The sequence below is a fragment of the Rufibacter psychrotolerans genome, from assembly GCF_016924645.1.
Taxonomy (GTDB): domain Bacteria; phylum Bacteroidota; class Bacteroidia; order Cytophagales; family Hymenobacteraceae; genus Nibribacter; species Nibribacter psychrotolerans.
On the sequence record NZ_JAFFJV010000011.1, the window covers coordinates 52,090 to 77,094 of the forward strand.

24 protein-coding genes are annotated in these 25,005 nt (G+C 57.1%); 12 read left to right on the forward strand and 12 right to left on the reverse strand.

Translation table 11 applies throughout. From position 1 onward, the window contains the following. Positions 1-79 precede the first annotated feature (79 nt). On the reverse strand, positions 80-1,651 hold the full coding sequence (locus JT718_RS11205; protein ID WP_205502715.1) for a sodium:solute symporter family transporter: 1,572 nt from the start codon (positions 1,649-1,651) through the stop codon (positions 80-82). A gap of 33 nt (positions 1,652-1,684) precedes the next feature. Then, on the reverse strand, positions 1,685-1,993 hold the full coding sequence (locus tag JT718_RS11210; RefSeq protein WP_205502717.1) for a DUF485 domain-containing protein: 309 nt from the start codon (positions 1,991-1,993) through the stop codon (positions 1,685-1,687). Positions 1,994-2,188: 195 nt separating this feature from the next. On the opposite strand from JT718_RS11210, the gene rnhB reads away from it, so the two are divergent. Continuing rightward, entirely contained in the window at positions 2,189-2,800 is a 612-nt protein-coding gene (rnhB, locus tag JT718_RS11215; protein ID WP_205502719.1) for a ribonuclease HII, read from the forward strand. A 106-nt stretch (positions 2,801-2,906) separates the two neighbouring features. Here the strand turns inward: rnhB and JT718_RS11220 are convergent, their stop codons facing one another. From JT718_RS11220 to JT718_RS11230, 3 genes are all read right to left on the reverse strand, one after another. Beyond that, on the reverse strand, positions 2,907-3,347 hold the full coding sequence (locus JT718_RS11220; RefSeq protein ID WP_205502721.1) for a response regulator: 441 nt from the start codon (positions 3,345-3,347) through the stop codon (positions 2,907-2,909). 43 nt (positions 3,348-3,390) lie between these two features. Further along, complete coding sequence (locus tag JT718_RS11225) at positions 3,391-4,884, reverse strand: sensor histidine kinase (protein WP_205502723.1); 1,494 nt, start codon at positions 4,882-4,884, stop codon at positions 3,391-3,393. A gap of 111 nt (positions 4,885-4,995) precedes the next feature. Then, the gene (locus JT718_RS11230; RefSeq protein ID WP_205502725.1) at positions 4,996-5,610 is read right to left on the reverse strand and encodes a TetR/AcrR family transcriptional regulator; all 615 of its coding nucleotides are present in this window, start codon (positions 5,608-5,610) and stop codon (positions 4,996-4,998) included. Between the two features lie 419 nt (positions 5,611-6,029). On the opposite strand from JT718_RS11230, the gene gcvT reads away from it, so the two are divergent. Both gcvT and JT718_RS11240 read left to right on the forward strand, forming a co-directional pair. Continuing rightward, positions 6,030-7,124 carry a glycine cleavage system aminomethyltransferase GcvT gene (gene gcvT / locus JT718_RS11235; protein WP_205502727.1) on the forward strand — a complete coding sequence of 365 codons (1,095 nt, stop codon included), beginning with the start codon at positions 6,030-6,032 and terminating at the stop codon, positions 7,122-7,124. A gap of 164 nt (positions 7,125-7,288) precedes the next feature. Continuing rightward, positions 7,289-8,011, forward strand: coding sequence for a 2-phosphosulfolactate phosphatase (locus JT718_RS11240; protein WP_205502728.1), 723 nt, complete (start codon positions 7,289-7,291; stop codon positions 8,009-8,011). A gap of 246 nt (positions 8,012-8,257) precedes the next feature. On the opposite strand, the gene JT718_RS11245 is transcribed toward JT718_RS11240, so the two are convergent. Both JT718_RS11245 and dtd read right to left on the reverse strand, forming a co-directional pair. Then, entirely contained in the window at positions 8,258-8,584 is a 327-nt protein-coding gene (locus JT718_RS11245) for a nucleotide pyrophosphohydrolase (protein ID WP_062542532.1), read from the reverse strand. A 113-nt stretch (positions 8,585-8,697) separates the two neighbouring features. Continuing rightward, positions 8,698-9,150: a D-aminoacyl-tRNA deacylase gene (gene dtd / locus JT718_RS11250; RefSeq protein WP_205502730.1), complete on the reverse strand. Its 453-nt coding sequence runs from the start codon at positions 9,148-9,150 to the stop codon at positions 8,698-8,700. Positions 9,151-9,401: 251 nt separating this feature from the next. Between dtd and JT718_RS11255 the strand changes: the two genes are divergently transcribed. Both JT718_RS11255 and JT718_RS11260 read left to right on the forward strand, forming a co-directional pair. Beyond that, positions 9,402-12,104 carry a hypothetical protein gene (locus tag JT718_RS11255; RefSeq protein ID WP_205502732.1) on the forward strand — a complete coding sequence of 901 codons (2,703 nt, stop codon included), beginning with the start codon at positions 9,402-9,404 and terminating at the stop codon, positions 12,102-12,104. A gap of 179 nt (positions 12,105-12,283) precedes the next feature. After that, positions 12,284-12,874: a YceI family protein gene (locus JT718_RS11260; RefSeq protein WP_205502733.1), complete on the forward strand. Its 591-nt coding sequence runs from the start codon at positions 12,284-12,286 to the stop codon at positions 12,872-12,874. Positions 12,875-12,979: 105 nt separating this feature from the next. Here the strand turns inward: JT718_RS11260 and corA are convergent, their stop codons facing one another. Both corA and JT718_RS11270 read right to left on the reverse strand, forming a co-directional pair. After that, a complete protein-coding gene (gene corA, locus JT718_RS11265) occupies positions 12,980-14,104 on the reverse strand; it encodes a magnesium/cobalt transporter CorA (protein WP_205502734.1) in 1,125 nt (374 codons plus the stop codon). 130 nt (positions 14,105-14,234) lie between these two features. Next, entirely contained in the window at positions 14,235-14,828 is a 594-nt protein-coding gene (locus tag JT718_RS11270) for an IMPACT family protein (protein WP_205502735.1), read from the reverse strand. Positions 14,829-14,977: 149 nt separating this feature from the next. Between JT718_RS11270 and JT718_RS11275 the strand changes: the two genes are divergently transcribed. The 5 genes from JT718_RS11275 (at position 14,978) to JT718_RS11295 (ending at position 19,832) form a co-directional block, all read left to right on the forward strand. Next, positions 14,978-15,394 (forward strand): sugar 3,4-ketoisomerase, encoded by a 417-nt coding sequence (locus JT718_RS11275; RefSeq protein WP_205502736.1) that lies wholly within the window; start codon positions 14,978-14,980, stop codon positions 15,392-15,394. A 14-nt stretch (positions 15,395-15,408) separates the two neighbouring features. Next, positions 15,409-16,338, forward strand: a complete 930-nt coding sequence (locus tag JT718_RS11280) for a GNAT family N-acetyltransferase (protein WP_205502737.1) — start codon at positions 15,409-15,411, stop codon at positions 16,336-16,338. A gap of 16 nt (positions 16,339-16,354) precedes the next feature. Next, positions 16,355-17,464, forward strand: a complete 1,110-nt coding sequence (locus JT718_RS11285) for a DegT/DnrJ/EryC1/StrS family aminotransferase (protein ID WP_205502738.1) — start codon at positions 16,355-16,357, stop codon at positions 17,462-17,464. Between the two features lie 125 nt (positions 17,465-17,589). Further along, on the forward strand, positions 17,590-18,867 hold the full coding sequence (locus JT718_RS11290; RefSeq protein WP_205502739.1) for an MATE family efflux transporter: 1,278 nt from the start codon (positions 17,590-17,592) through the stop codon (positions 18,865-18,867). Continuing rightward, positions 18,864-19,832, forward strand: a complete 969-nt coding sequence (locus JT718_RS11295) for a glycosyltransferase family 2 protein (RefSeq protein WP_205502740.1) — start codon at positions 18,864-18,866, stop codon at positions 19,830-19,832. The genes JT718_RS11290 and JT718_RS11295 overlap by 4 nt, the downstream gene beginning before the upstream one ends. Here the strand turns inward: JT718_RS11295 and JT718_RS11300 are convergent. Further along, positions 19,732-21,219: a N,N-dimethylformamidase beta subunit family domain-containing protein gene (locus tag JT718_RS11300; protein WP_205502742.1), complete on the reverse strand. Its 1,488-nt coding sequence runs from the start codon at positions 21,217-21,219 to the stop codon at positions 19,732-19,734. The genes JT718_RS11295 and JT718_RS11300 overlap by 101 nt on opposite strands. Continuing rightward, a complete protein-coding gene (locus JT718_RS11305; RefSeq protein WP_205502744.1) occupies positions 21,206-21,976 on the reverse strand; it encodes a class I SAM-dependent methyltransferase in 771 nt (256 codons plus the stop codon). The genes JT718_RS11300 and JT718_RS11305 overlap by 14 nt, the downstream gene beginning before the upstream one ends. A 208-nt stretch (positions 21,977-22,184) precedes the next feature. On the opposite strand from JT718_RS11305, the gene JT718_RS11310 reads away from it, so the two are divergent. Next, on the forward strand, positions 22,185-23,168 hold the full coding sequence (locus JT718_RS11310; RefSeq protein ID WP_205502746.1) for an acyl-ACP desaturase: 984 nt from the start codon (positions 22,185-22,187) through the stop codon (positions 23,166-23,168). Between the two features lie 115 nt (positions 23,169-23,283). Here JT718_RS11310 and JT718_RS11315 read toward each other — a convergent pair whose 3' ends face one another. Next, positions 23,284-23,601, reverse strand: coding sequence for a DUF427 domain-containing protein (locus JT718_RS11315; protein ID WP_510184903.1), 318 nt, complete (start codon positions 23,599-23,601; stop codon positions 23,284-23,286). A 249-nt stretch (positions 23,602-23,850) separates the two neighbouring features. Between JT718_RS11315 and JT718_RS11320 the strand changes: the two genes are divergently transcribed. Then, positions 23,851-24,951: a vWA domain-containing protein gene (locus JT718_RS11320; RefSeq protein WP_205502750.1), complete on the forward strand. Its 1,101-nt coding sequence runs from the start codon at positions 23,851-23,853 to the stop codon at positions 24,949-24,951. The last annotated feature ends 54 nt before the right edge of the window (positions 24,952-25,005 follow it).

Below are 25,005 nucleotides of genomic sequence, written 5' to 3' on the forward strand. Positions count from 1 at the left end.
AAAATAAGAAGAAGCGTTTGGGGGCTGTTTTTTCAAAACCAGCCCCCAAACGCTTCTTCCGTTTACAAGAGTACTTTGCCTACTCCGCGCCCACGCCCAGGTACGTCCGCAGCTTTTCGCTTTCAAATTTGGCGGCTGCCTCGTGCTCTGGTTGCAGCAGGGAAACCAGAATGCCCATCAAAAACGCGCCGGACATAGACACCAGCGCCGGGTTCTTGAGCGGGAAAATGGCTTCTTCGTAGCCCATGATGTCCACCATGATGGTGGGGCTCAGCACAATCAACACCAATGACAGAAGGGCACCGGTGGCAATGCTCCAGACCGCGCCTTTGGTGGTGAACCGCTTCCAGATGATGGACATGAGCAGCGCCGGGAAGTTGGCGCTGGCCGCGATGGAGAAGGCCAGGCCCACCATAAACGCCACGTTCTGCCCCTTGAACACCAGCCCCAGCAAGATGGAGAGAATGCCCAGGGCGATGGTGGCGCGCTTGGCTACCTTGATCTCGCCTTTCTCATCAGACACGCCGTTCTTGAACACGTGCACGTACAAATCATGCGAAATGCTGGAGGCCCCGGAAAGGGTAAGTCCGGCTACCACCGCCAGGATGGTGGCAAACGCCACGGCGGCAATGAAGCCTAGGAACGCCGTTCCGCCGGTTTGCTCGGCCAGGAGCAGGGCTGCCATGTTGCCGCCTTTGTCCAGGCTTTCAATGGCGGGTTTGCCCACCAGGGCCATGGCCGAGAACCCGATCAGAAACGTAAGCAGGTAGAAGTACCCGATAAAGCCCGTGGCCACAAACACAGACTTGCGGGCGGCCTTGGCATCGGGCACGGTGTAGAAGCGCATGAGAATGTGGGGCAGGCCGGCGGTGCCCAGCATCAGGGCCAAACCTAAGGAAAGCGCATCAAACGGATTGCTGATGTAGCCGCCGGGGGCCAGCATCTCCTGCCCGTAATTGGTGCTCACAGACTCCAGCAGGTTGCCGGGGCTAAACCCAAACTTGGCCAGTGACAGCAACACCAGCACGGTGGCCCCGCTCAGCAGCAGCACGGCCTTAATGATCTGCACCCAGGTGGTGGCAATCATGCCGCCAAAGAGCACGTACAGGGTCATCACGCAGCCCACCACCAGCACAGCCAGCTCATACTCCAGGCCAAACAGTGTCTTGATCAGGCCGCCCGCGCCCACCATCTGGGCAATCAGGTAGAAGGCAATGGTCATGAGCGAACCCACCGAGGAGACAATCCGGATGGGGCGCTGCCGAAGCCGGAACGCCACCACATCGGCAAAGGTGTACTTGCCCAGGTTGCGGAGCGGTTCGGCAATCAGGAACATGATGAGGGGCCAGCCCACCAGGAACCCGATGGAGTAAATCAGGCCGTCATAGCCTTTGGTGGCCACCATGCCGGCAATGCCCAGAAAGGAGGCGGCACTCATGTAGTCGCCGGCCAGGGCCAGGCCGTTCTGGAACCCCGAGATGCTGCGGCCTGCCGCGTAGAACTCTGAGCCGGTTTTGGTTTTCTTGGCGGCCCAGTAGGTGATGTAGAGCGTAACGGCCACAAAGAGAAAGAACATGCCAATAGAGACAGGATTGGCCGTGCCCAGCGTAGACGCGCCGGGCGATGCTTGCAGAAGGAGAGCTAAAAACATGAACGTAGAGGCTAGTCTATTACTGAGAGGAGTTTATTGGATCTTATTTTTCAGGTTTTCCACCGAGGAATCATACTTGTTGTTGGCCCAGAAGACATAGATGCCCGTGAGCAGCCAGGCAAACAGGATAATGCCCAGTCCCACCGGGATGGCCAGGGTGGTGTACTCCCCAATTCTGGTGGCCAGCACCTCTTTGTTGAACGCCACCAGCAGCAGAAACCCAAAGTACACCGCCAGCATGGTAAAGGTGAGGACCAGCGAGACCGACCATCGTTGCTTAACCAGTTTTTTGAAATCGGAGCTCTCTAATACATCATGCGGGGTACGGTGCGGTTGGTTCATCGTTTTAAGGTTACATTTTAAGAAATAAGCTGAAAAGGGAAAGAAGAAAGAAGCCTTGCCCAATGCCCGGGCCTTGAAATTGTGGGCATAAGACCGCTTAATTTAAGGAGATATATCTGAAATGCCCTATACGTTTGCGAGAATTATTTGCCTTCTTTGCCTGTTTAGACAGAAAACCAGACCTACCCTTTTACCATGCTCATCGCAAACTATAGCGGCCACCTGTTGGAAGCGGGCCTTGACGAGGCCGGCAGAGGCTGCCTGGCCGGACCCGTGGTGGCCGCGGCCGTGGTGCTGCCCCAAGACTATTTCCACCCCCTGCTCACCGACTCCAAGCAACTCAGCGCCAGACAGCGCGAGCAGCTGCGAGAGGAAGTGTGCAAAGAGGCCCTGCACTGGGCCGTGGCCGAGGTAAGTCCCCAAGAGATTGACCAGATCAACATCCTCAACGCCTCTTTTCTGGCCATGCACCGGGCCTTGGACCAACTCACCCTAGAGCCGGAGTACCTGTTGGTAGACGGCAACCGGTTCACCCCCTACAAAGCGGTGCCCCATGCCTGCATGGTCAAGGGCGATGGCCGGTTCTACAGCATTGCGGCGGCTTCCATCCTGGCCAAGACCCACCGCGATGACCTCATGAGCGCCCTGGGCCGGGAGTTTCCGGAGTACGGGTGGGCCAAGAACGCGGGCTACCCCACTAAGGCGCACCGCAGCGCTATCTCTACCCACGGGGTTTCGCCGCACCACCGGGTCACGTTCAAGCTCCTGGCCGAGGCGCCCTTGGAGGTAGTGCCGGAGCTGGGCTAAGGCCCTGCCTGAAAGCAAAAAAATCCGGGAGGCGTTTTAGGGTTTCTTTCTGAGAAACAGGCCTAAAACGCCTCCCGGATTTTTTTGGGAAAGATGCTGCGTGGGCTTAGGGCTTCAGCTTGAGCAGGTCCAGGAAAAGGCTGAAACTGTCCAGGCTGGAAGCGCCGTCATTGAAGGTGTCAAAGGTGAGCGGTTTTACAATGTAGCCGTTCACCCGCAGGCTCTGGGCGGCCAGGCGGTCAGAGTCCTCGTTGGAGGTGGTCATGATAAACACGTTCAGGTGTGAAAGGAGCGGATCGTTCCGGAGCTCGGTCAGGAACTCAATTCCGTTCATCTTGGGCATGTTTATGTCTAGCAGGATAAGGCTGGGCAAGGGGTTTAACCTAGGGGTGCCGGGCTCGCCGCGCAGCATGGCCAGGGCCTCGCGGCCGTTTTTGGCTTTGTGCAGCGGTACCATTACCTTGAGCTTTCTCAACTCGCGCTCCACACTCATGGCGTCAAGGTAATCGTCTTCTACCAGCAAAATGCTGGGTTGTGCATCACTCATAAGGTATCTGTTTTAAGGCTGGAAATTTAAAAATAGGGGAAAATCAGGCTTCGGCCAACTTAACTTTTGGCCAGGTGAAGGTAAAGGCGGCGCCCTGGCCTGGGGCCGAGGCTACTTTCACGCTGCCGCCGCGGCTGTCAATGATCTTTTTAACGATGGCCAGGCCCACGCCGGTGCTTTCTACGGCATCGCGCTCCTGCAGGGTTTGGAACAGCACAAAAATACGGTCATGGTACTCTTCCTCAATGCCGGGACCGTCGTCCAGCACGGTGAACTCGTGGAAGTCGGGCAGCTCGCGGTAGCTGATGGTCACGTTGCCGGTAGTGTCATGGTGGTACTTGAGGGCGTTGCCGATAAGGTTGGAGAACACCTGCTGCAACTCTACCCGGGCGGCCTGCACCACCGGCAGCCGCTCCGGAAGATGTACCTGGAAACCGGCCGGCACGTTGAGCATGTCCAGCACCTCAAACAGGAGGCTTTGCACGTCTATCATTTCCTCGGGCAGGTTGGCGCGGCCCACCCGGGCCAGGGCCAGAATACCGTTAATGAGGTTTTCCATGCGGTGCACCCTGATGCGCATCATCATGAGGTATTCCTGGATGTGGCCCGGCAGCTCTTTGCCCATGTCTTCCTCCACCCAGCGCGAGGCGTTCTCAATGCCCCGCAGGGGCGCCTTGAGGTCATGCGACACCACGTAGGCAAACTGGTCCAGCTCCTTGTTCTTGCTCTCCAGCGCGGTGATGGTCTTGTCAATGGTGGAGGCCATGCGGTTGAGCGAGGCGGTGAGGCGGCTCAGTTCATCATGGGCGGAGTCTTCAATCTGGGTCTTGTACTCGCCGTGCGAGATCCGGTCGGCCAGGTTCACCATCTTGAGGATGCGGCGGGAGATAAGGCGCGTGATGTAGTAGGCCCAGCCCAGGCCCAGCAGCACCGAGAGCACCGTTAAGGTGGTGGAGATGCGCCGGGTCTTGGCGATACTCTGCTCCAGGCGGCTCTTGCGCTCCTCGCGCACCTTGTACTCAATGCTGTTGAAGTCTTTGAAGTAAATGCGCATCTGGTCGGTGATGCGTTTGCCTGCCTCGTTCAGCACCAGGGCGCCGTGGGCCAGGGAAGTGACGCCCTGGGTGGTGTCGCCGCGGGCCAGTTCCTGGGTTTTCTCCCCAATTACCAGCTCAGCAAACTCATACCGCCATTTCTGGTGCAGTTCCTCAATTTCCTTGATGCGCCTGAGCTGCTCTGGTTTTTGCTGCATGTAGGCCTTGAGCAGGGCAAACTGGCTGGGGAGCAGCTCGGCGGCCGAGTAGTAGGGGTCCAGGAAAGTCCGGTTGCCGGTTAAAAGATAGCCCCGCATGCCGGTTTCCATGTCAATGAGGCTGCGCTGCAGCGTGGCAGAGGTGCGGGTGATGTTCTGCGAGTCGGTCACGAAGTTGGAGTTGGCAATCACGTCTTCAGAAAGGCGGTAATTGACAATGGCCACAAAGGTGAAGAGGAAGGAAATAAGAACGAAGCCTGCGAACAGCTTGGTTGATAGATTCATGTAATGCGCGCTAGGAGCGGGGTAGGCCGCCGCTCGGGTGGTGGTAATACAGACTCGGCCGCTCTTCCCCGGGCAGAGAGGCGGACGGCGTAAAAATAAGGCCTTTGTTGATTAGACCGGCAAAGGTTTACAAGAGAATGCTTCCAGGTGGGCCAGGCCCCGGGGTGTGGCAGCGCCCCGCAGGTAACAGACAATCATAAGGGTAAACAGTTCTGGGTACGTGTACTTTAAAGGGTGAAACAGTTTGGGCGGGAGCAGGGCTTGCAGCTGGTGCAGGAGCAACCGGCCGGTGACCCGGGGCGGAAAGCCCGGCCGCAGGTAACCTTCTTCCGCGCACTGGGCCAGCAAAGGCACCAGGTACTCCCGTTCAAGCAGCCGCAGGAAAGCCTGCAGCCTGGCCCAGGAAAACGGGTGCTCGGCCTGCAGGTCCCGTACAAACGCGGGGCTCAGGGAGTACATTTCCTCCCCGCACAGGTGCAGGAGCTGCAGCACGCCCTCCAGCGGTCCCTCGGCCTCCGCCACTATCTGGTCGGCCGCGGCCCGGCGCGCCCGCAGGGAATGGGCAATGCAGCGCTGCACCAGGTCTTTGCGGGAACCGGCAATCTCGTGCAGGGTGCCCCGGGAAATATCCAGCGCCTCCAGCAAAGCCTGGGTGGTGATGGCTGCTATGCCCTTCCGCTCAAAAATGAGCAGGGCCTCGTCTAAGATGGTCTCCTTAAAACCCATACCCTTCTCCGTTTCGCGTGCCCGGCTTAACATCAAACAATTCCTACGCCCAACCGCTAAGTAGGGAGCATACGCCAACTGACAGGGAAGAGTGGGAGGAACCGGACTATACCACAAAAGCGTACGCGGCCGGTTTAGGGCGTGTTTTAGAGAAAACAGGCTTAATGTAGCATAATATTAGGAAAATAAGGCCCGCCCTCCGCCCAAGTTGGATGGGATAAGGACAGAGCAAGGCACCGATGCAGCGCACCAGCCTTCTGCGGCGGTTTGGCCAGGGGGTGGCTTGTATTTATCCAAGCCAGGGCAGAAGGCGCTCTCAACCCGGTCACTTGCCCGGTCCGGAAGGGCATGGGTTTAGAAAGGCCAACTTATTTCCTACTTTTGCCAATCTTTTACTGCGTTTCCTAAACAGACCATACATGGAATTGAAGAAAATAGCCCTGAATGACGTGCACGAGGCACTGGGCGCTAAAATGGTGCCTTTTGCCGGTTACAACATGCCGGTGCGCTACAGCTCAGACCTGGACGAGCACCACACCGTGCGCAAGGCGGTGGGTATCTTTGACGTGTCGCACATGGGCGAGTTCCTGGTTTCCGGCCCCCAGGCCCTGGACCTGATCCAGCGCGTGACCACCAACGACGCCTCTAAACTTACGCCCGGCAAGATCCAGTACTCCTGCCTGCCCAACCAGGAAGGCGGTATTGTGGACGACCTGCTGGTGTATTGCCTGGCCCCCGAGGAGTACATGTTGGTGGTGAACGCCTCTAACATTGAGAAAGACTGGAACTGGATCAACCAGTTCAACACCGAAGGTGCCGAGCTGAAGAACATCTCAGACGAGATGTCCTTGTTTGCGGTGCAGGGCCCCAAGGCGGTAGACGCGCTCCAGAGCCTTACTTCGGTAGATCTGGCCAGCATGGTATACTACACCTTTGACAAAGGCGAGTTTGCCGGCGTGCCCAACGTGATCATCTCGGCCACCGGGTACACCGGCGCGGGCGGATTTGAGATCTACGTGCCCAACCAGAACGCCAAAGAGGTGTTCCAGAAAATAATGGAAGCCGGTGCCGCCTTCGGGATCAAACCCATCGGGCTGGGTGCCCGCGATACCCTTCGCCTGGAGATGGGCTTCTGCCTTTACGGCAACGACATCACCGACGCTACCTCTCCGCTGGAGGCGGGCCTGGGCTGGATCACCAAATTCAACAAAGACTTTGTCAACGCCCCCAACCTCAAAGCCCAGAAAGAGCAGGGCGTGCGCCGCAAGCTCATTGGGTTTGAGATGCAGGAGCAGGGCATTCCGCGCAGCCACTACGAGATTGTGAACGCCGAGGGCGCCACCATTGGAGAAGTGACCTCGGGCACCATGTCGCCCTCGTTGGGCAAAGGCGTGGGCCTGGGCTACGTGCAGACCGAGTACTCGGCCCCCGGTACCGAACTGTTCATCAAAGTGCGCAACAAGCAACTCAGAGCCCAGGTAGTGAAACTGCCTTTCTACAAACCAACTCTGTAAGTTCTGAGTCTTGAGTCATGAGTCCTGAGTCAACTGGTGTTTTTGGCTCAAGGCACAGAACCTTCCATGGGCGTTTAGCGGCTGTTTTCCCAAAAACAGCTGCTAAACGCCAAATTTTTATCAAGACTCAGGACTCATAACGCAAGACTCAGAACTCTTTTCCCATGCCTTCCTTAGATGTCTGTTTCAGCCCAGAGCTGTTGCATTTGTATAATTTATCCGGCAAGATTGCCGTGGTGGTAGACGTGCTGCGGGCCACCTCCAGCATGGTCACGGCTTTGTCGCACGGAGTAACCCACATTGTGCCCGTGAGCGAACTGGAGGAATGCCGCACCTACCGCGACCAGGGCTACTTGGTGGCCGCCGAGCGCGAAGGCCTCAAAGCCGATGGCTTTGACCTGGGCAACTCGCCCTTCCATTACCTGGAGGAAGACCGCACCGGGCGCGTACTGGCCATCACCACCACCAACGGCACCAAGGCCATGCGCCTGTCCAGCCCCGCCGATGAGGTGCTGGCCGGCGCTTTCCTCAACGTGGGTGCCGTTGCCCAGTATGTACGCAAGGCCGGCAAAGACGTAGTAGTGGTCTGCGCCGGCTGGAAGGGCCTCTTTAACCTGGAAGACACCCTGTTTGCCGGGGCTCTGGCCGACCGTTTAAATGGCGAATTCACCTTTGACCATGATGCCACCCAGGCCGCCTGGCACCTCTACACCACCGCCAAACCCGACATGATGGGCTTCCTGGCCAACGCCTCGCACGTGCAGCGCATGAAACGCCTGGACATCTTAAAAGACACCGAGTTCTGCCTGCAGGAAGACGTGTACACCGTAGTGCCCGTGCTCAAAGGCGATTTCCTGGTACCCGCGGAGCAACCGATTCTGGTTTAGGAGTAACCTTTTCTGGTTAAAATAGGAGAACCCGTTTTGGGGCTGTTTTACAAAATACAGCCCTAAAACGGGTTCCTGGTTTCTGTGAGTTTTACCGCCCTCTTTATCCTCGCTCGCCTCTGGCGAGTGTGAGAAATTATGCGGCGTCTCGCCGCTTGGAACATTACATTCAAAACTTCCCGCATAGCGGCCAGAGGCCGCCCAAAAACTCACACTCGCCAGAGGCGAACGAGGGAGCCGTTGAGATTACCGCAACTTGGGGTTGTTCTGGTGGCGGTCTTTGTCGCGGGAGGTGCGTTTCTCCATGCCCTTGGCGAAGGCCTCCGTCAGGTTCACGCCGGTCTGGTTGGCCAGTGCGATGAGCACGAACAGCACATCGGCCATCTCGGCGCCCAGGTCCACCTCCTCATCGCTTTTCTTGAACGACTGGTCGCCGTAGCGCCGGGCAATGATGCGGGCCACTTCGCCCACTTCCTCGGTGAGGATGGCCAGGTTGGTAAGTTCAGAGAAATACCTGACGCCCACGTCTTTGATCCAGGTGTCTACGGCTTGTTGTGCTTCTTCTAAGGTCATGTTTTTTTGAGTTCTGAGTTCTGAGTCAGGAGTTCTGAGTCTACTTTCTATTTTTACCATCCACTGCCATTTGACAGCTAACAACTAATAACTAGCAACTAACAACCACCCCGCTACTCCCGGTTCTGCGAGTCAATGGTGATGGTGACGGGGCCGTCGTTGACCAGGGCCACCTTCATGTCGGCCCCGAAGATGCCGGTGGGGATGGGTTTGCCCAGTTCCTTCTCCAGCACCTGGTGGAACTGCTCGTACAGCGGGATGGCCACGGCGGGCGGGGCGGCGTTGATGTAGGAGGGGCGGTTGCCTTTCTTGGTGAGCGCGTACAGCGTGAACTGACTGATGAGCAGGATGCCCCCTTGCACGTCCTGCACGCTCAGGTTCATCTTATCCTCGGCATCAGAGAAAATCCGCAGCTGCACAATCTTTTTGGCGGTCCAGGCCAGGTCCTCGGGGGTATCGGTGGAGGTAAAGCCGGCCAGCACCAGCAGCCCCTGGCCAATGTGGCCGTTCTTGTTTCCTTCAATGGTAACGGATGCCTCAGACACCCGCTGAATCACTACGCGCATAAGATCAACTGTTTGGGGAACCAGGGATAGCTGAAGTGAGCCTGTTTTAAGAAAACAAGGCCGAAAATAGCTTTCCGCGTACATTGCTTCGTTCGTTGCTCCTTCCCTCAACTGCTCCTTCCCTCATTTCTAAAGGGCAAGTTAAGAAGAAAACCCGCAGCCTGGGCAAAGCGGGCCGCCTCGGCAATTTATGGGCAAGTGGGTTGAAGCGGAGGTTTTTCCGTTATTTTTGTGTTCCTAAGCCTTAAAGGATGCCGAAAAAAACGATTTACTGGCTGTGCGGTGTGGTAGTGCTGTTGGCGCTGGGCTTCTATGGGTTCTCAAAGTGGACGGAGGCACGCGAAAAGGTGAGCCTCTGGACGCTGGTACCCGACGATGCCGTTTTCGTGGTGGAAACCAACAACGCCCCCCGGTTTCTGGAGCACCTGCAGCAGACCGACCTGTGGACCACCGTGTCGCAGATGCCGTACGTGCTGCGCATGGAGGACCAGCTCCGGCTCCTGGACAGCCTTTCCAACGGGCGCTCCCAGCTGCGTAATTTCTTCACCAAAAAAGACGTGCTGGTGTCTATGCACGTGATGGGGCGCTCTGAGTACGAGCTCATCTATTACGTGCCGGTGAGCACCGTGGCCCAGCACCGTTACATCCGTACGCTGGTAGAGAACCTGGGCAAAAGCGGCGAGTACCGCCAGGAGATACGGGACTACCAGGGCTTCCAGATCACAGATATCACCCACACCGACAACAACGACAACCTTTCCTATTTCAGCTACCACAACAACCTGGTTATCAGCCCCAGCCCGGTACTGGTGGAGGAGATCATCCGGAAGATCAACCGGGGGCAGCTGGAGTCGCCGGCCAAGGACTACAAGAACACCAATTACCTGAGCCAGCCAGACGTATACGCCAACGTCTTCATCAACTACCAGCACCTGCCCGATTTATTGGGCGTTTTCCTGAAAAAAGACCTGCTGGACGACGTGAACCTGCTCAGCAGCCTCTGCCGCAGCAGCCTGCTGGAACTCAAACTAGACAACAACCGGCTTTTCCTGAACGGCTTCTCGTACCCCGAGACGGTGGAGGGCTCCCTCTATAGCCGGGTAAAGGGGCACCCGGCCAAGTCGTTCAAGATGCGGGAGGTGCTGCCCACCCGCGCCGCCGTAGTGCTGCACCTGGGCCTGAACCAGATGGGTACCCTGCGCCCGGGGGCCGAAGCAGCAGAAGGCACGTTCCTGGATTCGCTTTCTACCTCGTTCGCGGGGGAGCTGGGCCTTTGCTACCTGGAGGCCTACGACACCAAAACCGCCCCCGAGAAGGTACTCTTCGCCCAGGCCTCCAACCCGGCGTACACCCAGCGGCTCTTGAACCGGCTGCAGCCGGGCCGCACCGCCGGCACTGAGGAAAAGCACGGGAAAAATATCATCCGGTTACTCACCACCAAAGAACTGCCGCAGCAACTCTTCGGGGAGCTGTTCAAGGGCTTTGAGCAGACCTATTATACCACACTGGGACCCTACATCCTGTTCACCGATGACGTGGCCACCATGCGCTCGCTGCTCACCGAGGTGGAGGAGGGGAAAGTGTGGAGCCAGACCGAGGCCCTGGAACCCTTGCTCACTGAGTCGCAGCAGGAAGACAACATCGGGCTTTTCGTGAACACCAGCCACGCCTGGAACCTGCTGTTGCGGGCCATGAGTCCCCAAAAGCAGACCAGCCTGATCCGGAACAGCTCTATCATCAAGAAGTTCAATTACTTCAGCGTGCAGTTCAGCGCAGCCCAGGACCAGTTCTACACCAGTTACCTGCTGCGCCACCAGGTTGAGTCGTCGGTGAAGAAGGTGCTGGCCAACCAGGGCATCCGGCAAGAGACCAGTTTTCCGTTCAAGAGCCGCCTTGTGGCCGGACCGTTTCTGACCCGTTTTCCGGTAGACAACAGCGAAGAGCTGGTGGTGCAGGACTCGGCCTTGGTGCTGTACGGCATTGGGGCCGAACAGGGCCGCCGCAACTGGACCGACACGCTGTATTCCCGCATCATGGGGCCAGTGCAGCAACTTCCCTACGGCGCAGACAAGCGGCCCAAATACTTCTTTGCCACCAGCAACAGCCTGCACTGCATAGACAAGAACGGCAACGAGGTAGAGAACTTCCCCTTTATCCTGGGCGACTCCATCAGGCTGCAGCGCCTCACGGTGTTTGACTATGACAAGTCCGGCGATTACCGGCTGGCCGCCGATGACAACCTGGGCAACCTCTTCATCTTGGACATGCAGGGCAACATACAGCCGGGCTGGGGCCCCATGCGCCTGGACGGCCGCCTGGCCGCGGCGCCGCAGCACGTGAAGGTGAACGGCCGCAACGTGGTGCTGGTGGTGCTGGAGAATGGGGTGGTGTACGCGTTTGGCGAGCAGGGCGAACCTTACCCGGGCTTTCCCATCAACCTGAACGCCAGCCTGCGGTCGGGGTTGTTTGCCAAGCCGGGCATCTCGTTCCGGCGGTCTTTGTTCACCACGGTGACGCAGAGCGGCGAAATCATCACCTTTGACCTTACCGGCGAGGTGGTGCAGCGCCAGCAATTGCTGCGGCCCGACCGACGCAGCACGTTCAAACTGGTGCCCGAGGCGGGTGGCAAATCGTACATCATCGCCCGCTCAGACCCGGGACGGGTGGCCCTGTTTGCCCAGGACGGCAAGTTGCTGCTGGACCGTCGCTTTGTCACGTCCTCGGCCAAAGAGGTGCAGTACTTCCACTTTGGGGGAGACCGCAAACTGTACGTGATCTGGGAAACCGGTCCGCGCAAGGCCTACCTGTTTGACGTGCAGGCGCAGCCCCTGGGGCAGGAGCCCATCAACACCAGCCAGCCGGTAAGCGTGCGCTACAACGAGGTGCAGAACCAATTCACCATTTTCTCTTCCCACCACCGGGCTCTGCAGAAAACCATTGTGCAGGGGCGCTAAAGGTTTTGGGGCCGTTTTCACCAAAACAGCCCCAAAACGCGCTTTTTGCCGGTTATTAGCAGATTACGGCAAGCAACTAAGCCGCTGAAAATTACTTGGCAAAAATTTTTTCCGGCGGAACGTATGTATATACATTAGTTGTTTATACATTTGCAGCACTTAACTATTAAGTCAACCAAATGAAAGTAAGAAATACAGTTTTATTGGCGCTGGTGGCGCTGGTAACGTTTGCCTTCGTGGGCAAGGGAGTAGACTACAAAGTGGTAAAGAACCAGTCTAAAGTAAACTGGAGAGGTACCAAGGTAACTGGTGAGCACTCTGGGGCCATCAACGTGGCTGAAGGCAGCCTGAAAAGCGACGGCAAAAACATCCTGGGCGGTACGTTCACCATTGACATGAACTCCATCACCTGCACCGACATCACCGATGAGAAGATGAACCAGAACCTGGTGGGTCACCTGAAGTCTGATGATTTCTTCAGCTCGGCCAAATACCCTAAGGCTACGCTGGTGATCAACAAGGTAACGCCTAAAGGCAAAGGCCAATACACGGTGGCCGGTGACCTTACCATCAAAGGCATCAAACATCCGGTAGTGTTCCCGGCTACCATTCAGCACGCCGGCAACCAGATCAAGGCCAAAGCCAACATTACCGTTGACAGAACCAAATATGACATCAAATACGGTTCAGGTAGCTTCTTTGACAACCTGGGCGACAAAGCCATCAGCAACGAGTTTGAGCTGAAAGTTGACTTGGTGGCTCAGAAATAAGCTTACCCGTTTTTCATGATAGATGCCCTGCGGCCGAAGCTAACGCTTTCCGCGGGGCATTTTCTTTTCTGGCCCTTCGGCCTGGGCCGCAACCGGGTTGGTGGGTTAGTCTTTGGAGAGCCAGCCTTTGCGGTAGAAGTAGTACACCATGCCTCCCACCACCAGGGCCATGAAGCCTAGCAGGGTCACGTAGCCGTACGGATGGTATAGCTCTGGCATGTTCAGCGGGTTGAGGCCGCCCCTGGGGTTTTCGCGGGAGAAGTTCATGCCGTACACGCCCACAATGAAACTGAGGGGAATGAAGATGGTGGAGATCATGGTGAGCACCTTCATGACCTCGTTCATGCGGTTGCTCACGTTGGAGAGGTACAGGTCGGTGAGGCTGCTGGTGGTCTCGCGGTAGTTGTCTACCAGGTCCATGAGCTGCACGCAGTGGTCGTAGATGTCCTTGAAGTAGAGCTTGAGCTCGTGCGGCACCAGTTGGTCGTCCATGCGCAGGATCTCGTTGATCTTGTCGCGCTCGGGCCACACAATGCGGCGGATTTTCACCACCTCCCGCTTCAGGTCCAGGATCTGGCTGAGGAGTTGCCGGTTGGGGCTCCGGAACAGGCAGTCCTCCAGGTCCTCGGCGTACTCGCCCAACTGGGCCATGGCGGGGAAGTAGTTGTCCAGCACCACATCCAGGATGGCGTAGGCCAGGTACAGGACCGGTTTGCGGCGGATGGCGCCTTTGCCGCCTTTGATGCGCTCGCGCAGGATGTCCAGGCAGTCCTCGTAATCGCTCTGGAAGGTGAGCACGTAGTTGTGGCCGGTGAAGAGCGAGAGCTGGTCATCGTCAATCTTCTTTTCCGGGGTGAAGGTGATCATGCGCGAGACAATGAACAGGCGGTTGCCCTCTTCCTCCAGCTTGGGCCGCTGGTAGTCGTTCACCACGTCTTCCATCTGCAGGGGATGGATCTGGAAGTCTGCCATCATGCGCTCCAGCAGTTGGCGGTTGCCGTAGCCGCGCACGTCAATCCAGTGGCGGGCCTCGGGTGCTTCGCGGAAGACCTCCAGCAGCTGGTCATAGTCTGAGAACTCGCGGGCTTGGTACCACTCCTCATCAAACGAGACCAGGAAAAGCCGGGGCGTGAGCGCGTCTGCGGCAATGTTCAGTGAGCCGGGTTTCTGGCCCACGGCCCTGTCTAAGATGCTTTTGGTGGCCTGTTTAGAAGCGGGAATGGTTTGCATGGGGCTCTGGTAAACGGATTGCTCTGAAAGGTACGTACGTTGTTGTCACTCTCTTTGAAAGGTAAGCGGAGGTTGCGCCCGTTTTAGGCTTCTTTTTCTAAAAAAAGGCTGAAAACAGGGGCACCAGTTCTTACGGCTCCAGGATGGTTCCGTTCTTCTCAAACTGGGCGGCCGCCTGCGGCGCCAGGCTGGTGCGCACCTCCACGGTGAGCCGGCAATCTAACCCGAAGTCCTGCTGGCGCACGGGCAGGTCCAGGTCCTTCACCACTTTCATGATGTCGTTCATCTGCTCGTAGGCGAACTGGACGGTTAACAGCGTGGTTTCGTGGCGTTCTATGATCTGGGCCTGCTCCAGGGCATCGGCGGTGGCGGTTTTATACGCGTGGATGAGCCCACCCACGCCCAGTTTAACGCCCCCGAAATACCGGATCACCACCACCAGCACGTTGCTCAGCCCCATGGATTTGATCTGCCCCAGAATAGGGTCCCCGGCCGAGTGGTTGGGTTCGCCGTCGTCGTTGGCGCGGTAAATGGCCCGGGCCGCGCCCAGCAGGTAGGCATAGCAGTGGTGCCGAGCATCAAAATACTCTTTCCGCAGCCCGGTCAGGATTTCCTTTACCTCCTCCTCAGAGCGCACCGGGTAAGCCTTGGCAATGAACTTGCTGCCTTTCTCCTTGTACAGCCCCTCCACGGGCGCAACGATGGTGCGGTAGGTGTCCTCCATGGAGGGCAAAAGTACGAAAGGAATATGATTTAGAGCTGACTGGCGTTTGGGAAAGGGTAAAAGGGGAGTAAACTTCAGGTTACCTGTAATATCAGGGTTTACAGGATGATTTCTGCAGCATTTCCTCAGGTTTGCGTAATTTCGGGCCGATGAAATACGAAGCTCCCTACTTGGTTCCCTTTCTGCAGATTTCTGATGCCTCTGGAAATATTGCCTCCACACAAGATATGAGCGGCTTACCTTTCCCGGCCAACCGCATCTTCTGGGTGTTTGGGGCAGCCCCGGGGAGCGTGCGCGGGGGGCATGCCCACAAGACCACAAAGGAAATTCTTACGGTTGTAAAGGGGCAGGTACGGGTTGAAACCGAATCAGCGTACGGAAACCATTCCTTCTTTCTGGAGAACCTTTCCCAGGGGCTTTACATTCCCCCGTTTTGCTGGATAACGGTTCATCTGGAGCCTGAAACCATCCTGTGCTGCATCACTTCCAGTTACTTTGATGAGGCCGATTACATCAGGGAATATGGTGAGTTCAAAGCACTTTTAGGAGGTGTTAACCAAAGATAACTGCGGGAATTTGTATGGAAGTACGCGCATATGAGGCTACAAGGGAGAAGGAGTGGGATGCATTTGTACAAACTGCCAAGAACGGACATTTCATGTTCCAGAGGCGCTACATGGAGTACCATGCCCACCGGTTCAAAGATGCATCCCTGCTGTTCTACCACAAGCAGAAGCTGCTTGCCCTGCTTCCCGCGCACCTAGACGGACAAGTTCTGGCTAGCCACAAAGGCCTTACTTTCGGAGGGATTCTGTGCGATGTCTCCATGACGTTTGCTTTGATGCAGGAAGTCTTCTCCGCCTTGAAGAAGTACCTTCGGGCGAACAACGTCACCTCGGTCTTTTATAAAGCGATTCCAACGTGCTACCATCAAATTCCGGCATCTGAAGACGTAGCGGTGTTAACCGTGCTGCGCGCCAAGATAGTTGCCAGAGACCTGGTAAGCGTGGTTGATTTAACTACCCCAATCAAGTATTACAAAGGGGTACGGTGGGGGATTCAGAAGGCCAGGAAGGCAGGATTGGAAATAAGAAAGACCAATGATGTCGCCTCTTTTCTCCAGATCATGGCTGGGGTGTTGGCGGGTAAATACGGGTTGCAAACTGCCCACACTGCGGAAGAATTGAAAATGCTCCTGGGGGCTTTCCCTGAGCAAATCTCCCTTGTCTGTGTTTTTGAGGGGAAGCAGATGCTGGGCGGCACCTTGTTGTTCCTGACCAAACGGGTGGTACATGCCCAGTACATTGGCATGTCAGAGAGAGGGAAGGAGCTGGCAGCCACACCTTTCTTGCTAGACTCCATTTTTCAGTTCTACCGGGGCAAGAAGCAGTCTTTCAGCTTTGGTACCTCACAGGGTGGGGAATATGTGAATGAAAAGCTCCTGTACTTCAAAGAAAGCATGGGAGCCCGGGCCCTTTTGCAGGAGCAGTATCTGCTCCATTTTGACTGATAACCTACCACCAATCATGACTGTACCATTCAATACTTTCCGTGATTTTCCGCAGGGGCTCACCCAAGAAGTGGAAGAGGCTGTAATAACCGAGCTACGCAGCAACCAGTTGATCTTAGGACCCGCCGTTACCAGGTTTGAGCGGGAATTTGCCCAATATTTGGGCGGCGGAGAGGTAATTGGCGTAGGCAACGGGTACGATGCTCTGGTGCTGAGTCTTAAAAGTCTGGGCATAACGCAAGGCGACGAGGTCATAGTACCCGCCAACGGGTACATTGCCACCATTAACGCCGTGCAGCAGTTGGGCGCAACTCCGGTTTTTGCGGAGCCTGATGCCCATACCTATAACCTGACCGCGCAATCCGCTGCTTCTGCTGTTACCAGTAGAACCAAAGTGCTGCTTCCCATTCACCTGTATGGCCAGGCCTGTGAGATGGATGCCCTGATGCAGCTTTGTCAGCAGCATGACTTGGCGCTGGTAGAAGACTTTGCCCAGGCGCACGGGGCCTGGTACAAGGGCAACAGGGTAGGCACATTCGGGAAAATAAACGCGACCAGCTTTTACCCCACCAAAAATCTAGGGGCGGTAGGAGACGGCGGGGCTGTGGTCACCCAGGATGAGGAGTTGGCGCATTGGGTAAGACAGCACCATAATTATGGGCAAACCAGGCGCTATGAGTACGCGCAGGTGGGCGTAAATTCCCGCTTAGACTCACTGCAGGCAGCCGTGTTGTCGGTTAAGCTGGCTGCTCTGGATACGCTAAATAGTGAGCGGAAGAAGTTGGCAGCCACGTACCACCAGCAATTAGATGCGGTTGGGGACTTGGTGTTGCCCCAGGTAGGTAGTGATAGCACAGACCACGTGTACCACCTCTACGTTATCCGTACCGCCAGACGAGATGCCTTGCAGCAGTACCTGCTGGAGAAAGGTATCCAGACCCTTATCCATTACCCCATTCCGCCCCATCTGCAGAAGGCGTACCAGCACCTGGGCTACAAAAAAGGCGACTTCCCCATCACGGAAGAACTGGCCGCCACTAGCTTAAGTCTGCCCTTGTTCCCGGGAATGACGGAGGCGGAGCAGGACTACGTGATTGAGCAGATCCAAGCGTTTTTCGCCTCCTGAGGCAGGTAACAAGTAGTCTGTTTCAAAGCTGTTTTTCTGATTTCTGCGGCAAAACGTCTTGGCAGCAGGCTTGTGGGTAGACGGCAAATTGCCCGAGTTGACGTAATTTCTTCGTAGTTTGCGAAATGGCTCAGAAGCAGCACGTGCGGCAATTTTTGGGGAATTCAGTTTGGTCGGGGTTGTCCACGGTGGCCCGGGCGGGTAGTTCGCTTCTCATCAACAAGTTGTTTGCCGTCTATTACGGCCCGCTGGGCATCACCCTGCTGGCCCACTTCCAGAACCTGGTCGCGCTGCTCACCACGCTCCCCAACAGCGGCATCAATGTGGGGCTCATCCGCCACCTGGCGCAGCACGAACCGGAATCCCCCGAGTATCGGTCTTTCTTCTGGGCCGGACTCCTACTCAACGCGGCTACTTTCGTGGGAGTGGTAGGGACGGTGGCGCTGTTCCCGGACTTTTTCCTGGAGCGGTTCGGGGAGCAACTGCTGGGGCAGGAAAGCCAAGGAAGCCTCTGGGCGGTGGTGGGCTTGTTTGTTCTGCTCTTGTTGCAATTGTTTTGGCTGGCGGTGTTGTTGGCCCGGCAGGCGCTCAGGCCTTACGTCTGGCTGGGATTGTTGACTAGTATTACCAGCGTTGCTGTGACGTGGTGGGCCGTGGGCCGGGTGGAGCTGACCACCGCACTGGTTCTTTTCCTCACAGGGCAGTCGTTTACCGGGCTGGTGGGGCTGGCTGTGGTGTTCTCCAAGGGGCTGGTACCCGCCTGGCAACTTAGATTCCCAACCAGTGTGCTGCAAGATTTGGGCAAGTTCCTGGTCATGGCCTTGTCTACCTTGGTAGGCGCTAAGTTGGTGGACTTCGTGGTGCGGGAAATGGCCATTCAGCACTTCTCCTTGGTGGAAACGGGGCTCTGGCAGGCAGTTGCCAAGATCTCAGACAGCTACACCATGGTCTACATCTCCATTCTGGGCATGGTCTATTACCCCAAGATTGCCGCGTTGCTGCCTCAGCCCCAGGCCTTGCGGGAGTATGTGCGAACGGTGTTTTTCCTGCTGGTGCCTACAATAGCCGTAGGTTTGCTCACGTTTGGGTGGCTGCGCGATTTCTTTATCCAACTGCTGTTCCACCGTGATTTTCTGGCCGCCCGTGAGCTAATGGACTACCAACTCCTGGGCGATTTCCTGAAGATGACGGCCTGGGTGCTGTCCTATATTGTAACGGTACAGGCCCGCGTGAAACTGTACATCTTCACCCAACTGGCTTCTGGGATAGTCTACGTGGCCCTGGTGGCTTGGCTGATGCCTCTGCTGGGCGTAGAGGGCCTGCCTTTGGCTCATGCGTTGCGTTACGCGGTGTACCTGCTCTTCCACCTGTACCTCTTCCGGTCGTATTTCTCTGCTACATGAATCAGCCCCTGGTCTCTATCATCTGCCTTTGTTACAACCACGCGCCTTTTCTGCGCGAGGCCCTGGACTCGGTTCTGGCCCAGACCTACCCCCACCTGGAGGTGCTGGTGGTAGATGACCTGAGTACCGATAGCAGCGTGGCCATTATAGAGGACTATGTGCGGCAACACCCCCACATCCGTTTTATCCGGCACCGTGAGAACAAAGGCAACTGTGCCTCCTTCAACGAGGCCCTGCACCTGAGCAAAGGAGCGTTTATCATTGATTTCGCCACCGATGATGTCTTGGCGCCGGAGCGGGTGGCCCGGCAGGTAGAGGCCTTCCAGCAACTGCCCCCTACTTACGGCGTGGTCTACACCGATGCCGAGCTGATGGACGAGCAGTCGGCGCACCTGGGCTTTTTCTACAAACGAACCGCCACCGGACAGCTGACCCCAGCCCCGGCGCAGGGCGATGTCTTCGCGGAAGTGCTGGGGCGCTACTTCATCTGTCCGCCCACCATGATGATGCGCAGGCAGGTGCTGGAAGAGCTGCAGGGCTATGACCCGGCGTTGGCCTATGAAGACTTCGATTTCTGGGTGCGGTCTTCCCGCAACTGGCAGTACCATTTCCTGGACCAGGTGCTCTGCAAACGCCGGATGCACCCCCGTTCCCTCTCCCAGCAGGTGTACCAGAAAGGCGACCGGCAGCTGGCCTCCACCATCCAAGTGATCCAGAAAGCACAGCAACTGGTGCGTACCCCGACAGAAAGAGAAGCGCTGAAGACCAGAATAAAATACGAGGCCCGGCATGCCTACCTCACGGCCAATTACGCCGAGGCAGCCCAGTTACTGGCCTTGCTGGAGCAGGAGCAGGGCATGACGCTCACTTACCAGGTGCTGCGGGTACTGGTACAGGGGCGGGTGCCGCTACAGTTTCTGCGCAAGTGGTACCACCGGTGGAAGTACGGCCGTAGCGCTGCATGAAATTCTGAACCAACTGGGTGAACACCGCATCCAGCCCCAGGCCAGCCCCGCTTTGGATGGAGCCCGTGTGCAGCACCGCATGGCGGGGAGAGAGTTCCGTAACCGTAATTTCTCCGCCCCCGGAGCCATCCCAGGTGGGGTCTCCTTCGGCAAATTTTCCTGATTCATCTGTCTGGGCCGGGTTCAAGCCTTTGGCAATGACTACCGAGGCCGCCGGAGAACACCAGCAGGCTTTATCGGTCTCGTCGCCGCAGAGGGGGCGGCCGTCTACGCCCTGCTGCCCAAAGAGGTCGCCCGCCTTCGTTCCGGTACCCTCCAGCAGCCAGTGGTCAGGCGCGAGTACCTGGTAGGGAGCATACGTGCCCATGCCGGGTTCTGAGAATTGAGCCCCCAGGAGCTGCGCCTCGGGTTGGGGAGTGTGGCGCCAGAGCCCGCCCCGTTTAGTCTCGTTTTGAAAAAAACGGCCATTTTTCCGGCATTCCACCTGGGTGAAGTGCTGGTGCCAGCGCACTTGCCAGTACACCTGGTTGCCACCCAAAGCCACCAATGATTTTTTATCCTGCAAGACCAACTCGCGCAGGGCCTGGTACATCTTTTCTGAGAAGTACTCCGCGTGGTAGGCCAGGACCAGAACCTGGTAATCTTTAAAAAGTTCAGGGTGCGCCTCCAGGTAATAATCTGGGTAAAGGTCTGCCTGGTGGTGTTGGGAAAACCAGTGGAAGATGTTGGCCTCAATCCGCAGGTTGTGCTGGAGCGAGCTGGTGCCGTGGTAGGTGAGCGCCGTGTTGGGCCGCAAAGCCGAGACAAACGGGACGTAGCCCGCGTAGATGGCATTGCGGTACAAAGACTGCCCGCCGTACGCATTGTAGGCCAGCCACGTGGTGACCGGGGCCAGCACCGCTACTTTGCCCGTAGCAGTGGCAGCGCCTACCAGAAAATGGATCTCAGCGGCGGTTTTCAGGGCCGGGTTGGTCAGCAGCGCCCGGTAATAGCCGGCTGGTGCGTGAGGGGGCAGGGTGAACTGCCAGCCAATGGTCCAGTTACAGCCGTGCTGGGCCTCGTCTAAAGCTTCGGGTTGCGGCAGCTCCTGGAAGGTGTGTCGCGCCACGTCTTCCCATTCCCCATCGGCTATGGAACGCTGCAGGAAAAGCTGATTGTGCGGTTGAAGGGCCCTAAGGTGGAACGAAACGGTTTCGCCTGGTTTGTAGTAGAGCCTGTCTGAGTAGCCTTCCAGCGGTTGGGGCACCATGTCTGGGGTAACTTGGTCGGCAGCCGGCAAGGGCCTGAGCCGGAGGCGCCAGAGCAAGTGTTTCAGGGGGCCAACGGTTTGGAGCAGAATGGGCAAAAACCGCCGGAAAACGGCGCCCGCCCTCTTAGCTACCTTCATGCGCAGGCAACGTGGCAACAAAGATCAGTTCCTGGTTCCCCAGGCCCATACGGGTCCGCTCCTGCGGGGGGTGGGCAAGCGCATACTCCACGGCTTGTACGGCAAACCCTTCTTCGGCTACCCGGTGGGCAAAGTCCTGCCCGTAGTTGCGGTACCGGTCGGCTTGGCCGAAGGCCTGCAGGCGCTGCTGGGGCGTGACGGCCTGGGGCACTTCCAGGGTGGTGGCGCGGGGGTGCAGGCGGGCCTGCAGCAGGAGCGTGCCCCCCGGCTTCAGGACCCGGCGGAGTTCCCGCAGGGCTTGCCGGTCATCGGGCACGTGGGCCAGTACGTGTGAGCACAGGATCAGGTCAAACGTGGCGGGGGCGTAGGGCAGGGCCTGGATGTCTACGTGGTCCATGGCCAGGGGCGAGGTAAGGTCGGCGCTGCGGTAGCGCAGGTTCAGGAGCCGCTTCAGGCGCTGCTGCAGAATGGGCTCGGGGGCCATGTGCAGGACCTCCAGTGGGCGTTCCGTAATGCCCACTTGCTCCTGCAGGTACAGCCACAGCAGGCGGTGCCGCTCCACGGTGTGGCAGCGGGGGCAAAGTGCCTGCGGCCGCCGTTCAGAGCCGAAGGGCAGAAATGTCCTGAAGGAGCCTTCGCAGAGCGGGCAGAACACGTTGCGGCCCAGGTACAGCCAGCTCCTGGAAAGCCAGTACAGCTTTCTGAGCGAGAACCGGGCTTTGGCCGGAAGCAGTTTCTTGAGCAGGGGCGGGGTCATGGCGGCAGGCAAGGTCTGTCCAAAGATAAAAAAAAGCCCGCCGTTTTGCTAAGTACCACCCAATACTGTCACCCTGCCCCCGTTTTTGCGTAGTGATTATTCTACCAGTGAGTGTTGAGGAGACAGTTGGTTCACCCCGCGCGGGCGCAACTGTCGGGCATTCTGCGTGAAAAGTGATATATTTGTTCTTCCATATCTAACAGACAATATGATAGAAAAGGCCATACACACCCGTACCGAGGTGATGAAATACCTGGAGAACTTCCTGGACTCAGCCCTGCCGGAGTTCCTGAAATCTGTGGAAGATAGCTGGCAGCCCGCCGATTTCCTGCCAGACGCCCGCCTGGACTCGTTTTTTGACGAGCTGCGCGACCTGCGGGAGCGCGCCCGCGAACTCTCCTATGATTTGCTGGCAGTGCTGATTGGCGATACCATTACCGAGGAGGCGCTGCCTACCTACGAGAGCTGGATCATGAGCATCCAGGACGTGAACCGCGACCCCAACTCCTCCTGGATGAAGTGGAACCGCGGCTGGACCTCTGAGGAAAACCGCCACGGCGACCTGCTCAACCGCTACCTGTACCTCACCGGCCGCATTGACATGCGCCAGATGGAGGCCTCCACCCAATACCTGATCGCCGACGGCATGGACATCCAGACCGACGATGACCCGTACCGCAGCTTCGTGTACACCTCGTTCCAGGAAACGGCCACCAACGTGTCGCACCGCCGCGTGGGCGCCCTGGCCAAGAAAGCCGGCGAGACCACGCTGTCGCGCATCTGTAACTACATCGCCGCCGATGAAGGGCGCCACGCCAAGGCCTACAAAACCTTCGTTAAGAAAATCTTTGAGGTAGACCCCTCCGAGATGATGATCGCGTTTGAAGACATGATGCGCAAGAAGATTGTAATGCCGGCGCACTACCTGCGCGAGCTGGGCATTGACCAGGGGCAGACCTTTGGGCACTTCACAGACGCCGCGCAGCGCATTGGTGTGTACACGTCTTCTGACTACGTGGAGATCATGGAGACGCTCATAAGGGAGTGGAAGGTGGCCAGCATCACCGGCCTCAACGAAGCCGGCGAGCGCGCCCGCGACTACCTGATGGCCCTGCCTAACCGCCTGCGTCGCGTGGCCGAGCGCCTGCGCGTTCCTGAGCTGCAGTACAAGTTCAAGTGGATAGACAGCTAAGCAAACCTGTTTCCTGCCTGTTTTATAGAAAATACCACAAAAACGCCCTGCAGAGAACTGCAGGGCGTTTGGCTTCCAACTTCACCATGTATTGGGTTGGCAGGCGGCGGACAACCTAGTTGGTGCCCACCACCTGTACTCCTTTCCAGAAAGCAAAGAAACCTTCTATGTCTTTTGCTTTCTCCCGGGCTTGGGGGTAGGTCCAGGCAGCATCTGGGTTCTCAAAATGACCTACCTGTACCGAGTAGTAAAATGCTTCTCCTTTGCGGGGGCACACAGAATGCCGGGTACTGGGCTTGAAAAACTCCCAGCGCAAAGAAGACGGCGGAAAATAATGGTTCCCCTCAACTTCAATAGTCGTTTCACTCTCCGCCAGAACTGTATTTTTCCAAATGGCACGCATACAGGTACTTAATTGTTGTATTTTAGTAATAAATTGATAGGACTAATTACCTGTGTTTACTCTTATTAGGCCAGAAGGTTACCTGCCATAAGAACATTTGCGTTTACACGTTGTTAACTAAAGACACAAGATTAGATCTTTACCAGAACTCCACGCCCAATGGCCGTATGAGTATACTGTAAGGTGAATGGTGTAAAAATATATACCATTTCAAAAGGCAAGTCTTATGCCTTGCGTCCTGCATCTTGCGTCTTATATCTTACCTCTTACATCTAAGAAATGGCAGCCGGATATAGATTTACCAACTTTGTGCCCGAGGAGCCCCAGGACAAGGGGTTTGAGTCTTTGCTCAAGATCTTCCTCCAACTGATCACCCTTACCGCCGGCGACGTGGCCGAGGCCATGAGCTGGATGAGCGAGCTGGACAAGCGCTACAAGCTTACCGATGATTCCTATGGCCTAGGCGACTTCTTTGAGGACCTCAAGAAGAAAGGCTACATAGACGACAAAGGCCCCGACGGGCAGTTCAAGCTGCAGGCCAAAGGGGAGCAGCAAATCAGGAAGAGCGCCCTGGAGGAGATCTTCGGGAAGCTGAAGAAAGGCGGCCGTGGCAATCACACCACGCCCAAAACGGGCATCGGCGACGAGCCCTCCGCCGACCGGCGCGAGTTCCGCTTCGGCGATGCCCCTGAACAGATTGAGCTCACCGAGTCTATCCGCAACGCACAGATCCACCACGGCCTGTCAGAGGACTTTTTCCTCACCGAACGCGACCTGGAGGTAACTGAGCGCGAGCACAAGAGCCTTACCAGCACCGTGCTCATGATAGACATCTCGCACTCCATGATTCTGTACGGCGAAGACCGCATCACGCCCGCCAAGAAAGTGGCCATGGCCCTGGCCGAGCTGGTGAAGCTCAAGTACCCCAAAGACAACCTGGACATTATTGTGTTCGGGAACGATGCCTGGCAGATCAGCGTGAAAGACCTGCCGTACCTCATGGTGGGGCCCTACCACACCAACACCGTGGCCGGGCTGGAACTGGCCATGGACCTGCTGCGCCGCCGCAAGACCGCCAACAAGCAGATCTTCATGATCACCGACGGCAAACCCACGTGCCTGAAGGAAGGCCTGAAGTACTACAAAAACAGCTTCGGGCTGGATAGGAAGGTGGTGAACAAGACCCTGAACCTGGCCGCGCAGTGCCGCCGGCTGGGTATTCCCATCACCACGTTCATGATCGCCTCAGACCCCTACCTGCAGCAGTTTGTGGAGGAGTTCACGCAGGTGAACAACGGGCAGGCGTATTACAGCAGCCTGCAGGGCCTGGGCAACCTGGTGTTCAGAGACTACGGCCGTAACCGCAAGAAACGGTTGTAGGCACCGGGGCGTTTAAGGGGCGTTTTGCGGAAAATAGGGTTGAAATGAAAAGGC

Excerpts from the sequence above, each read along its gene's own strand:
- JT718_RS11205 (WP_205502715.1), bottom strand. The coding sequence starts at position 1,651 with ATGTTTTTAGCTCTCCTTCTGCAAGCATCGCCCGGCGCGTCTACGCTG.
- JT718_RS11210 (WP_205502717.1), bottom strand. The coding sequence starts at position 1,993 with ATGAACCAACCGCACCGTACCCCGCATGATGTATTAGAGAGCTCCGAT.
- rnhB (WP_205502719.1), top strand. The coding sequence starts at position 2,189 with ATGCTCATCGCAAACTATAGCGGCCACCTGTTGGAAGCGGGCCTTGAC.
- JT718_RS11220 (WP_205502721.1), bottom strand. The coding sequence starts at position 3,347 with ATGAGTGATGCACAACCCAGCATTTTGCTGGTAGAAGACGATTACCTT.
- JT718_RS11225 (WP_205502723.1), bottom strand. The coding sequence starts at position 4,884 with ATGAATCTATCAACCAAGCTGTTCGCAGGCTTCGTTCTTATTTCCTTC.
- JT718_RS11230 (WP_205502725.1), bottom strand. The coding sequence starts at position 5,610 with ATGGGTTTTAAGGAGACCATCTTAGACGAGGCCCTGCTCATTTTTGAG.
- gcvT (WP_205502727.1), top strand. The coding sequence starts at position 6,030 with ATGGAATTGAAGAAAATAGCCCTGAATGACGTGCACGAGGCACTGGGC.
- JT718_RS11240 (WP_205502728.1), top strand. The coding sequence starts at position 7,289 with ATGCCTTCCTTAGATGTCTGTTTCAGCCCAGAGCTGTTGCATTTGTAT.
- JT718_RS11245 (WP_062542532.1), bottom strand. The coding sequence starts at position 8,584 with ATGACCTTAGAAGAAGCACAACAAGCCGTAGACACCTGGATCAAAGAC.
- dtd (WP_205502730.1), bottom strand. The coding sequence starts at position 9,150 with ATGCGCGTAGTGATTCAGCGGGTGTCTGAGGCATCCGTTACCATTGAA.
- JT718_RS11255 (WP_205502732.1), top strand. The coding sequence starts at position 9,402 with ATGCCGAAAAAAACGATTTACTGGCTGTGCGGTGTGGTAGTGCTGTTG.
- JT718_RS11260 (WP_205502733.1), top strand. The coding sequence starts at position 12,284 with ATGAAAGTAAGAAATACAGTTTTATTGGCGCTGGTGGCGCTGGTAACG.
- corA (WP_205502734.1), bottom strand. The coding sequence starts at position 14,104 with ATGCAAACCATTCCCGCTTCTAAACAGGCCACCAAAAGCATCTTAGAC.
- JT718_RS11270 (WP_205502735.1), bottom strand. The coding sequence starts at position 14,828 with ATGGAGGACACCTACCGCACCATCGTTGCGCCCGTGGAGGGGCTGTAC.
- JT718_RS11275 (WP_205502736.1), top strand. The coding sequence starts at position 14,978 with ATGAAATACGAAGCTCCCTACTTGGTTCCCTTTCTGCAGATTTCTGAT.
- JT718_RS11280 (WP_205502737.1), top strand. The coding sequence starts at position 15,409 with ATGGAAGTACGCGCATATGAGGCTACAAGGGAGAAGGAGTGGGATGCA.
- JT718_RS11285 (WP_205502738.1), top strand. The coding sequence starts at position 16,355 with ATGACTGTACCATTCAATACTTTCCGTGATTTTCCGCAGGGGCTCACC.
- JT718_RS11290 (WP_205502739.1), top strand. The coding sequence starts at position 17,590 with ATGGCTCAGAAGCAGCACGTGCGGCAATTTTTGGGGAATTCAGTTTGG.
- JT718_RS11295 (WP_205502740.1), top strand. The coding sequence starts at position 18,864 with ATGAATCAGCCCCTGGTCTCTATCATCTGCCTTTGTTACAACCACGCG.
- JT718_RS11300 (WP_205502742.1), bottom strand. The coding sequence starts at position 21,219 with ATGAAGGTAGCTAAGAGGGCGGGCGCCGTTTTCCGGCGGTTTTTGCCC.
- JT718_RS11305 (WP_205502744.1), bottom strand. The coding sequence starts at position 21,976 with ATGACCCCGCCCCTGCTCAAGAAACTGCTTCCGGCCAAAGCCCGGTTC.
- JT718_RS11310 (WP_205502746.1), top strand. The coding sequence starts at position 22,185 with ATGATAGAAAAGGCCATACACACCCGTACCGAGGTGATGAAATACCTG.
- JT718_RS11320 (WP_205502750.1), top strand. The coding sequence starts at position 23,851 with ATGGCAGCCGGATATAGATTTACCAACTTTGTGCCCGAGGAGCCCCAG.